General features: G+C 65.6%; 16 protein-coding genes and 1 pseudogene. All 17 read right to left on the bottom strand.

Annotation, left to right across the window (positions count from 1 at the left end; genetic code table 11):
- Positions 1-256: pseudogene (locus tag G3I77_RS24000) on the bottom strand (DNA-directed RNA polymerase subunit alpha); the annotation flags it as partial.
- A gap of 164 nt (positions 257-420) precedes the next feature.
- Entirely contained in the window at positions 421-825 is a 405-nt protein-coding gene (gene rpsK, locus G3I77_RS23995; RefSeq protein WP_003956432.1) for a 30S ribosomal protein S11, read from the bottom strand.
- 64 nt (positions 826-889) lie between these two features.
- A complete protein-coding gene (rpsM, locus tag G3I77_RS23990) occupies positions 890-1,270 on the bottom strand; it encodes a 30S ribosomal protein S13 (RefSeq protein WP_003974244.1) in 381 nt (126 codons plus the stop codon).
- Between the two features lie 187 nt (positions 1,271-1,457).
- On the bottom strand, positions 1,458-1,571 hold the full coding sequence (gene rpmJ / locus G3I77_RS23985) for a 50S ribosomal protein L36 (RefSeq protein ID WP_003974245.1): 114 nt from the start codon (positions 1,569-1,571) through the stop codon (positions 1,458-1,460).
- Positions 1,572-1,627: 56 nt separating this feature from the next.
- A complete protein-coding gene (infA, locus tag G3I77_RS23980; protein WP_003948620.1) occupies positions 1,628-1,849 on the bottom strand; it encodes a translation initiation factor IF-1 in 222 nt (73 codons plus the stop codon).
- A 235-nt stretch (positions 1,850-2,084) separates the two neighbouring features.
- Positions 2,085-2,921 (bottom strand): type I methionyl aminopeptidase, encoded by an 837-nt coding sequence (gene map / locus G3I77_RS23975; protein ID WP_248506994.1) that lies wholly within the window; start codon positions 2,919-2,921, stop codon positions 2,085-2,087.
- 132 nt (positions 2,922-3,053) lie between these two features.
- Positions 3,054-3,716, bottom strand: coding sequence for an adenylate kinase (locus G3I77_RS23970; RefSeq protein ID WP_248506990.1), 663 nt, complete (start codon positions 3,714-3,716; stop codon positions 3,054-3,056).
- Positions 3,716-5,029, bottom strand: coding sequence for a preprotein translocase subunit SecY (gene secY, locus G3I77_RS23965; RefSeq protein ID WP_248506987.1), 1,314 nt, complete (start codon positions 5,027-5,029; stop codon positions 3,716-3,718). Before secY ends, G3I77_RS23970 begins: the two co-directional genes overlap by 1 nt.
- Before the next feature lie 235 nt (positions 5,030-5,264).
- Positions 5,265-5,720 (bottom strand): 50S ribosomal protein L15, encoded by a 456-nt coding sequence (gene rplO, locus G3I77_RS23960; protein WP_023547373.1) that lies wholly within the window; start codon positions 5,718-5,720, stop codon positions 5,265-5,267.
- 2 nt (positions 5,721-5,722) lie between these two features.
- Entirely contained in the window at positions 5,723-5,905 is a 183-nt protein-coding gene (gene rpmD / locus G3I77_RS23955) for a 50S ribosomal protein L30 (RefSeq protein WP_005481207.1), read from the bottom strand.
- Positions 5,905-6,513: a 30S ribosomal protein S5 gene (gene rpsE, locus G3I77_RS23950; RefSeq protein ID WP_248506984.1), complete on the bottom strand. Its 609-nt coding sequence runs from the start codon at positions 6,511-6,513 to the stop codon at positions 5,905-5,907. Before rpsE ends, rpmD begins: the two co-directional genes overlap by 1 nt.
- A 41-nt stretch (positions 6,514-6,554) precedes the next feature.
- On the bottom strand, positions 6,555-6,938 hold the full coding sequence (gene rplR / locus G3I77_RS23945; RefSeq protein WP_007494754.1) for a 50S ribosomal protein L18: 384 nt from the start codon (positions 6,936-6,938) through the stop codon (positions 6,555-6,557).
- 3 nt (positions 6,939-6,941) lie between these two features.
- Positions 6,942-7,481 carry a 50S ribosomal protein L6 gene (gene rplF / locus G3I77_RS23940; protein WP_003992368.1) on the bottom strand — a complete coding sequence of 180 codons (540 nt, stop codon included), beginning with the start codon at positions 7,479-7,481 and terminating at the stop codon, positions 6,942-6,944.
- A 24-nt stretch (positions 7,482-7,505) separates the two neighbouring features.
- The gene (gene rpsH, locus G3I77_RS23935) at positions 7,506-7,904 is read right to left on the bottom strand and encodes a 30S ribosomal protein S8 (RefSeq protein ID WP_030839654.1); all 399 of its coding nucleotides are present in this window, start codon (positions 7,902-7,904) and stop codon (positions 7,506-7,508) included.
- Between the two features lie 213 nt (positions 7,905-8,117).
- On the bottom strand, positions 8,118-8,303 hold the full coding sequence (locus G3I77_RS23930) for a type Z 30S ribosomal protein S14 (protein ID WP_003948630.1): 186 nt from the start codon (positions 8,301-8,303) through the stop codon (positions 8,118-8,120).
- A gap of 5 nt (positions 8,304-8,308) precedes the next feature.
- The gene (rplE, locus tag G3I77_RS23925; RefSeq protein WP_003992366.1) at positions 8,309-8,866 is read right to left on the bottom strand and encodes a 50S ribosomal protein L5; all 558 of its coding nucleotides are present in this window, start codon (positions 8,864-8,866) and stop codon (positions 8,309-8,311) included.
- On the bottom strand, positions 8,866-9,189 hold the full coding sequence (rplX, locus tag G3I77_RS23920) for a 50S ribosomal protein L24 (RefSeq protein ID WP_053674523.1): 324 nt from the start codon (positions 9,187-9,189) through the stop codon (positions 8,866-8,868). Before rplX ends, rplE begins: the two co-directional genes overlap by 1 nt.

Below are 9,189 nucleotides of genomic sequence, written 5' to 3'. Positions count from 1 at the left end.
AGACGACCAGCTGCTTGATGTTGAGGATCAGGTCGGTGACGTCCTCCTTGACGCCCGGCACGGTGGTGAACTCGTGCAGCACGCCGTCGATGCGGATGGACGTGACCGCCGCACCCGGGATCGAGGAGAGGAGGGTCCGGCGCAGGGAGTTGCCGAGGGTGTAGCCGAAGCCCGGCTCCAGCGGCTCGATCACGAACCGGGAGCGGAATTCGTCGACGACCTCTTCGGTCAACGAGGGACGCTGAGCGATCAGCATGTGGTGAGTCCTTCAGTCAGGGGCACCCACTATTTGATGCCCTTGCCACCGGGCGGCAGCCCGATCTGTGTTGCAGTTACAAGGGTACGGGCGGTATGGCCCCGAAGAGCCATACCGCCCGAAATCCTCAGACCGACAAGCGGCCGTACACCCGCCCCGAGGGGTCAGACGCGGCGGCGCTTCGGCGGACGGCAGCCGTTGTGCGGGGTCGGCGTGACGTCCTGGATCGAGCCGACCTCGAGGCCGGTGGCCTGGAGGGAGCGGATCGCGGTCTCACGGCCGGAGCCGGGACCCTTGACGAACACGTCCACCTTGCGCATGCCGTGCTCCTGCGCGCGGCGGGCGGCCGACTCGGCGGCCATCTGCGCGGCGAAGGGGGTGGACTTGCGCGAGCCCTTGAAGCCGACGTGGCCGGCGGAGGCCCAGGAGATCACGTTGCCCGAGGGGTCCGTGATCGAGACGATCGTGTTGTTGAACGTGCTCTTGATGTGCGCGTGGCCGTGAGCGACGTTCTTCTTTTCCTTGCGGCGCACCTTCTTGGCAGCGCCCTGACGACCCTTGGGGGGCATCTATAACTCCTACGGGAGGTGGTCGGTCCTACAGCGAAGACCGCTGATAAGCGTCCGCTGAGGACTACTTCTTGCCCGGCTTCTTCTTACCGGCGATGGCGCGACGCGGGCCCTTGCGGGTACGAGCGTTCGTGCTGGTGCGCTGACCGCGGACGGGCAGGCCGCGACGGTGACGCAGACCCTGGTAGGTGCCGATCTCGACCTTGCGGCGGATGTCGGCCTGAACCTCGCGACGGAGGTCACCCTCGGTCTTGATGTTGTTGTCGACGTACTCGCGGATCGCGACGAGCTGCTCCTCGGAGAGGTCGCGAACGCGGGTGTTCGGGTCGACGCCGGTGGCGGCCAGCGTCTGCTGCGAGAGGGTCCGGCCGATGCCGAACACGTAGGTGAGGGCGATCTCCACGCGCTTTTCGCGCGGGATGTCAACACCGGAAACGCGTGCCATTCAATGGCTCCAGTTACTTGACGGAGGTCTTCCACAGAACCGACTCCCAGTCGCCGTACCAGGTACGAACTGGGTCCCCGGCCTCCGACCGGGGGTGTCAGACCCGGGGGTCTGGGTCCTGCGTATGAACATATTCAGCTTGCGTCGCGCGAATCCCTGCGAGGAATGCAGAGGGATCGGTCGTGCGTCAGCCCTGGCGCTGCTTGTGGCGCGGGTTGTCGCAGATGACCATGACCCGGCCGTGACGGCGGATCACCCTGCACTTGTCGCAGATCTTCTTGACGCTCGGCTTGACCTTCATGGGTGAGGTTCTCCGGGTCAGTGCCACCACCCCGGAAGCCGGGGCGCAGGCAAGATCTACTTGTAGCGGTAGACGATCCGGCCACGCGTCAGGTCGTACGGAGACAGCTCCACCACGACCCGGTCGTCAGGGAGGATGCGGATGTAGTGCATGCGCATCTTGCCGCTGATGTGTGCCAGGACCTGGTGGCCGTTCTGGAGCTCGACCTTGAACATGGCGTTCGGAAGAGACTCGACGACAGTGCCCTCGATCTCGATGGCACCTTGCTTCTTGGCCACGCTTCGCCCTTCGAATCGACTACCTTGATCGACCCTGCGCGAGCCGCATGCAGGCATGCGGGTACACAAGAGCCGACGAGTCAGTCTACGACAGGGCCCTCCGAAACACGAATCGGGGAAGTCTGCCCCGGCACGAAGGTCTTTAAGCGCCCCGAAAGGGGCGCGGGGAACTGCGCGACATGCCCCCACGCGCCCCGAGCCGCCGACCGGGAGGACCACTCACCCCGGAAGGCGCTCAGCCCAGCGGATCCGGCGCGGCGACGATCCCCAGCTCGGCGAGCTTCGCCTTGCCCCCGTCGGGAGACGTCAGCACCAGCGGGCCCTGCTCCGTCAGCGCGACCGAGTGCTCCCAGTGGGACGACCAGGTGCCGTCCGTCGTGATGACGGTCCAGTCGTCCTGGAGGACCTCCGTCTTCGGCGTCCCCAGGGAGACCATCGGCTCGATCGCGAGGCAGAAGCCGGGCACCAGCTTCGGGCCCTTGCCGCGCCGCCGGTCGACGTAGTTCAGCAGGTGCGGGTCCATGTGCATCTCGGTGCCGATGCCGTGGCCGCCGTAGTCCTCGATGATCCCGTACTTGCCGCCGCCGGGCTTGGGCTGGCGGCGGATGTACGTCTCGATGGCCCGGGACACGTCGACCAGGCGGTTGCCCTGCTTCATGGCGGCGATGCCGGCCCACATCGACTCCTCGGTCACCCGGGAGAGCTCGACCAGCTCCGGGGCGTGCCCGGAGCCCACGAAGGCCGTGTAGGCGGCGTCGCCGTGCCAGCCGTCGATGATCGCGCCGCAGTCGATGGAGATGACGTCCCCGTCCTTGAGGACGACGTCGTCGGACGGGATGCCGTGGACGACGACCTCGTTCACGGACGTGCAGATCGTCGCCGGGAAGCCGCCGTAGCCGAGGAAGTTCGGCTTGGCGTTGTGCTCGGCGAGCACCTTGCGGGCGACCTGGTCCAGATCCTTCGTCGTGGCCCCGGGTACGGCTGCCTCACGGGTCGCCGCGTGGATGGCTGCGACGACCAGCCCCGCCTCACGCATCTTGGCGATCTGCTCGGGGCTCTTGATCTGCACCATGGGAGCTACGGCCTTTCTGGACCTTCGGCGACTGCGAACGCCTTCAACGATACGGGGCCGCGCGCCGGGCCCCGCCCACACAGCAGCCGCGGCTCCCCGGGGGGAACCGCGGCCGTAGCTGCGTACGGACGACTACTTGCCGTCCTCGCCACGCTTCAGCGCCTCCATGGCGCGCGTCGTGACGTCCTCCACCTTGCCGAGCGCGGAGATCGTGACCACGAGGCCCTGGGCCTTGTAGTAGTCGATGATCGGCTCGGTCTGGGTGTGGTAGACCTCCAGGCGCGTGCGCACCGTCTCCTCGGAGTCGTCGTCGCGCTGGTACAGCTCGCCGCCGCAGACGTCGCAGACGCCTTCCTTGGCCGGCTGCTTGTACGTCACGTGGAAGACGTGCGAGGAGTCGTTGCGGCAGATGCGCCGGCCGGCGATCCGCTTGACGACCTCGTCCTCGGGGACCTCCAGGTCCAGCACCGCGTCGAGCTGCATGCTCTCGGTCTCGAGCAGCTCGTCGAGCGCCTCGGCCTGCGAGACATTGCGGGGGAAGCCGTCGAGCAGGAAACCGTTCTCGGCGTCCGGCTGCTCCATGCGGTCCTTCGCCATCGCGATGGTGACCTCGTCGGGCACGAGATTGCCCGCGTCCATGTAGGACTTCGCCAGTTTGCCGAGTTCCGTCTGCCTGCTGATGTTGGCCCGGAACAGGTCGCCCGTGGAGATGTGCGGGATCGACAGGTTCTTGGCCAGGAACGCGGCCTGCGTTCCCTTACCGGCGCCCGGCGGCCCGACGAGGACGATACGCATCAGCGGAGGAACCCTTCGTAATTGCGCTGCTGGAGCTGGCTCTCGATCTGCTTCACGGTCTCGAGACCGACACCCACGATGATCAGGATGCTGGTCCCGCCGAACGGGAAGTTCTGGTTTGCCCCGAAACCAGCCAACGCCATCGTCGGCACGAGAGCGATCAGTCCCAAGTACAGCGAACCCGGCCAGGTGATCCGGTTGAGTACGTAGCTCAGGTACTCAGCGGTCGGTCGGCCAGCCCGGATGCCCGGGATGAAGCCACCATACTTCTTCATGTTGTCCGCGACTTCCTCGGGGTTGAACGAGATGGCCACGTAGAAGAAGGCGAAGAAGATGATCAGGAAGAAGTAGAGAACCATGTGCATCGGGGCGTCCGGCAGCGCGAGGTTCTTCTCGATCCAGATCTTCCAGCCGGAGTTTCCGCCGGCGAACTGCGCGATCAGCGCCGGGATGTAGAGCAGCGACGAGGCGAAGATCACAGGGATGATGCCGGCCTGGTTGACCTTCAGCGGAATGTACGTCGAGGTACCGCCGTAGGAACGGCGGCCGATCATCCGCTTCGCGTACTGGACCGGAATGCGGCGCTGGGCCTGCTCGACGAAGACCACCAGGCCGATCACGACGAGACCGACCAGGATGACCGTGCCGAACTCGATCCAGCCGTCGGCCAGCGAGCCCTGCTCCTTGATGGCCCACAGGGCGGACGGGAAGGTGGCGGCGATCGAGATGAACATCAGGATCGACATGCCGTTGCCGATGCCACGGTCCGTGATGAGCTCACCGAGCCACATCACGGCCGCCGTACCGGCGGTCATCGTGATGACCATGGTGACGGTGACGAAGATCGACTGGTCCGGGACGATCTGGCTGGCCACCGGGCAGCCCGTGAACAGGGCGCCGCTGCGGGCGGTGGCGACGAGGCCGGTGCCCTGGAGAATGGCGAGGGCGATCGTCAGGTAACGGGTGTACTGCGTGATCTTCGCCGTACCGGCCTGGCCCTCCTTCTTCAGGGCTTCCAGGCGCGGGATCACCACGGTCAGCAGCTGCAGAATGATACTCGCCGTGATGTACGGCATGATGCCCAGCGCGAAGATCGTGATCTGCAGCAGCGCGCCGCCACTGAACATGTTCACCAGACCGAACAGGCCCTGGTTGGCCTCGGCGCTGTCGATACAGGTCTGGACGTTCCGATAGTCGACACCGGGAATCGGGATGTGCGTACCCACCCGGTAGACCACGATGATGCCGAGCGTGAAGAGCAGCTTCTTGCGCAGGTCGGGCGTCTTGAACGCCCGGGCGAACGCGGTGAGCACGGTGCCTCCTGCGACCCCCGCGCAACTGCGTCAAGGGTGACGGTCTTGAGGTTCGACGAATAGGTAACGGTCAACTGCCGCTCAGAGTGCCCGAAGTGAAGCACCCTGTGAAAAGAGGGCAGTGCAAGCCACCTTACCGGCGAGACTGCCGCCCTAGGAACGACCAACCGGGGATACCCCATTTGTGGGGTATCCCCGGTCGGGATCGCTCAGGTCATCGAGACGCCTGTGGTGTTCAGACGAGCTCGGTGACAGTACCGCCGGCGGCGGTGATCTTCTCCTTGGCGGAGCCGGAGACGGCGTCGACCGTCACCTGCAGCGCCACGGAGATCTCGCCCTGGCCGAGGACCTTGACGAGGCTGTTCTTGCGAACGGCACCCTTGGCCACCAGACCCTCGACGGTGACCTCGCCACCCTCGGGGTAGAGCGCGGCCAGCTTGTCGAGGTTCACGACCTGGAACTCGGTCTTGAACGGGTTCTTGAAGCCCTTCAGCTTCGGGAGGCGCATGTGGAGGGGCATCTGCCCACCCTCGAAGCGCTCCGGAACCTGGTAACGGGCCTTCGTGCCCTTGGTACCACGACCGGCCGTCTTACCCTTCGACGCCTCACCACGACCGACACGGGTCTTGGCGGTCTTGGCGCCCGGGGCGGGACGGAGGTTGTGGATCTTGAGCGGGTTCTGCTCCGCCATGATCAGTCGACCTCCTCGACCGTCACGAGGTGGCGGACGGTGTGCACCATGCCGCGGAACTCGGGACGATCCTCCTTGACGACCTGCGTGTTGATGCCCTTGAGACCAAGGGACCGCAGGGTGTCACGGTGGTTCTGCTTGCTGCCGATGTACGACTTCGTCTGCGTGATCTTGAGCTGAGCCATTACGCAGCACCAGCCCCGGCACGCGCACGCAGCAGAGCCGCGGGAGCGACGTCCTCGAGGGGCAGACCACGGCGGGCCGCGATCTCCTCGGGACGCTGCAGGCCCTTCAGGGCCTCCACGGTCGCGTGCACGATGTTGATCGCGTTCGACGAGCCGAGGGACTTCGACAGCACGTCGTGGATACCGGCGCACTCCAGGACGGCACGCACGGGACCACCGGCGATAACACCGGTACCCGGCGAAGCCGGCTTGAGGAGAACGACGCCGGCAGCCTTCTCACCCGTGATCGGGTGCGGGATGGTGCCCTGGATGCGGGGGACCTTGAAGAAGTGCTTCTTGGCCTCCTCAACACCCTTGGCGATGGCGGCCGGCACCTCCTTGGCCTTGCCGTATCCGACACCCACGGTGCCGTCACCGTCGCCCACCACGACCAGCGCGGTGAAGCTGAAGCGACGACCACCCTTCACAACCTTGGCGACGCGGTTGATCGCGACAACGCGCTCAACGTACGCGGTCTTCTCGGCGGCGGCGTTGCCACCGTCGCGACCCTTCCGGTCCCGCCGCTCGCCGCCACCGGCACCGCCACCGCGGCGCTGGGGTCCAGCCATTGGAATTACCTCTCTCTGTTTCCGCTAGCTACGGAACCGACTCAGAACTTGAGTCCGGCCTCGCGGGCGGCGTCCGCCAGGGCGGCGATGCGCCCCGCGTACTGGTTACCACCACGGTCGAACACGACGGCCTCGACACCGGCGGCCTTGGCGCGCTCGGCGACCAGGGCGCCGACCTGCTTGGCCTGCGCGGACTTGTCGCCCTCGCCACCGCGGATCGAGGTGTCCAGGGTGGACGCCGAGGCAAGGGTGTGACCCTTGATGTCGTCGATCACCTGGGCCACGATGTGGCGGTTCGAGCGGGTAACGACCAGACGCGGACGCTCCGCCGTACCGTTGATGTGCTTACGGATCCGGATGTGGCGGCGCTTGATCGCGGCGCGCTTGTAGGCGTCGCCCTTAAGGATCTTCTGTCCGTATGCCATGGCTTACTTACCCGCCTTTCCGACCTTGCGGCGGATGACTTCGCCCTCGTACTTGACGCCCTTGGCCTTGTACGGGTCGGGCTTGCGCAGCTTGCGGATGTTGGCCGCAACCTCGCCGACCTTCTGCTTGTCGATGCCCTCGACCGAGAAACGGGTCGGGGACTCCACCTTGAAGGTGATGCCCTCGGGGGCCTCGACCAGGATCGGGTGGCTGTAGCCCAGGGAGAACTCCAGGTTGGAGCCCTTGGCCACGACACGGTAACCGACACCGCTGATTTCGAGCTTCTTGACGTATCCCTGGGTCACACCGGTGATCATGTTCGCCACCAGCGTGCGGGACAGGCCGTGCAGGGCCTTGCTCTGCCGCTCGTCGTTCGGCCGGAGCACCTGAAGGGTGCCGTCCTCGGCCTTAGCGATGTCGATCGGCGCGATGACGGTGTGGGTCAGTTCGCCCTTGGGGCCCTTGACCGCGACCGTACGGCCGTCGATGGTGACGTCCACGCCGGCGGGAACCGGGATGGGGAGCTTGCCGATACGCGACATTGCTGTCTCTCCTCCGTTCCCGAATTACCAGACGTAGGCGAGGACTTCCCCACCCACGCCCTTCTTCTGCGCCTGCTTGTCGGTCAGGAGCCCGTGCGACGTGGAGATGATGGCCACGCCCAGGCCGCCCAGAACCTTCGGCAGGTTGGTGGACTTCGCGTACACCCGGAGACCGGGCTTGGAGATCCGCTTGATGCCCGCGATGGAGCGCTCACGGTTGGGGCCGAACTTCAGCTCCAGGACGAGGTTCTTGCCGACCTCGGCGTCCTCGACCTTCCAGCCCGTGATGAAGCCCTCCTGCTGGAGGATCTCCGCGATGTGCGACTTGATCTTCGATGCCGGCATCGTCACGGAGTCGTGGTATGCCGAGTTCGCGTTCCGCAGACGGGTCAGCATGTCTGCGATCGGATCAGTCATGGTCATGAATTGGCCTTCGGCCTCTCTCACCGGGGTTTCCTGGTGCGCCATCCCTCTCCCCGATCCGAGACGGGACGGGTGCGGCGCGGTGGACCTACGGCGTAGTAAGTCGTAAGGGCGGCGGCAGACGCCCAACCCCACAAGCCTAAGGCATGTGAGCTGGACGTCCTGCCGCCCCAGATGCTTACCGAGAGCCCTGCGAATCCCTTATTAGGGGGATTACCAGGAGCTCTTGGTCACGCCCGGCAGCTCGCCACGGTGAGCCATCTCACGAAGGCACACGCGGCAGAGGCCGAACTTGCGGTACACGGAGTGCGGGCGGCCGCAGCGCTGGCAGCGGGTGTAGCCACGCACACCGAACTTGGGCTTGCGAGCAGCCTTAGCGATCAGAGCCTTCTTCGCCATCTCGCTCACGCCTCCTTGAAGGGGAAGCCGAGGTGACGAAGGAGCGCGCGGCCCTCAGCGTCGTTGGTCGCCGTGGTCACCACGGTGATGTCCATACCCCGGGTGCGGTCGATCTTGTCCTGGTCGATCTCGTGGAACATGACCTGCTCCGTGAGACCGAAGGTGTAGTTGCCACGGCCGTCGAACTGCTTGGGGGACAGGCCGCGGAAGTCGCGGATGCGCGGCAGCGCGAGCGACAGGGTGCGGTCCAGGAACTCCCACATGCGGTCGCCACGGAGCGTGACGTGGGCACCGATCGGCTGGCCCTCACGCAGCTTGAACTGCGCGATGGACTTGCGGGCCTTGGTGACGGCCGGCTTCTGACCGGTGATCGTGGTGAGGTCCTTGATGGCACCCTCGATCAGCTTGGAGTCGCGGGCGGCGTCGCCCACACCCATGTTGACCACGATCTTGACGAGACCGGGGATCTGCATGACGTTCTCGTACTTGAACTCGTCACGCAGCTTGCCCGTGATCTCCTCACGGTACTTCTGCTTCAGACGCGGGCTGGTGGTGGTCGTCATCAGATGTCCTCACCCGTCCGCTTGGCAACGCGGATCTTGTTGCCTTCGTCGTCGAAGCGGTAACCGACGCGGGTCACGACCTTGTTGCCGTCCTTCTCCACGACCAGCTGGACGTTGGAGACGTGGATCGGCGCCTCGGTGGTGACGATGCCGCCGGCCTGCGAACCGCGAGCCGTCGGACCGGCCTTGGTGTGCTTCTTGACCCGGTTGACACCCTCGACCAGGACGCGCTCGTCGCGCGGGTAAGCGGCAATGACCTTGCCCTGCTTGCCCTTGTCCTTACCGGTGATGACCTGGACCAGGTCGCCCTTCTTGATCTTCAT

The organism is Streptomyces sp. D2-8 (assembly GCF_023184515.1).
Taxonomy (GTDB): Bacteria; Actinomycetota; Actinomycetes; order Streptomycetales; family Streptomycetaceae; genus Streptomyces.
The sequence above is the reverse complement of the archived record's forward strand: the minus strand, read 5'-3'. Positions and strand labels throughout refer to the sequence as shown.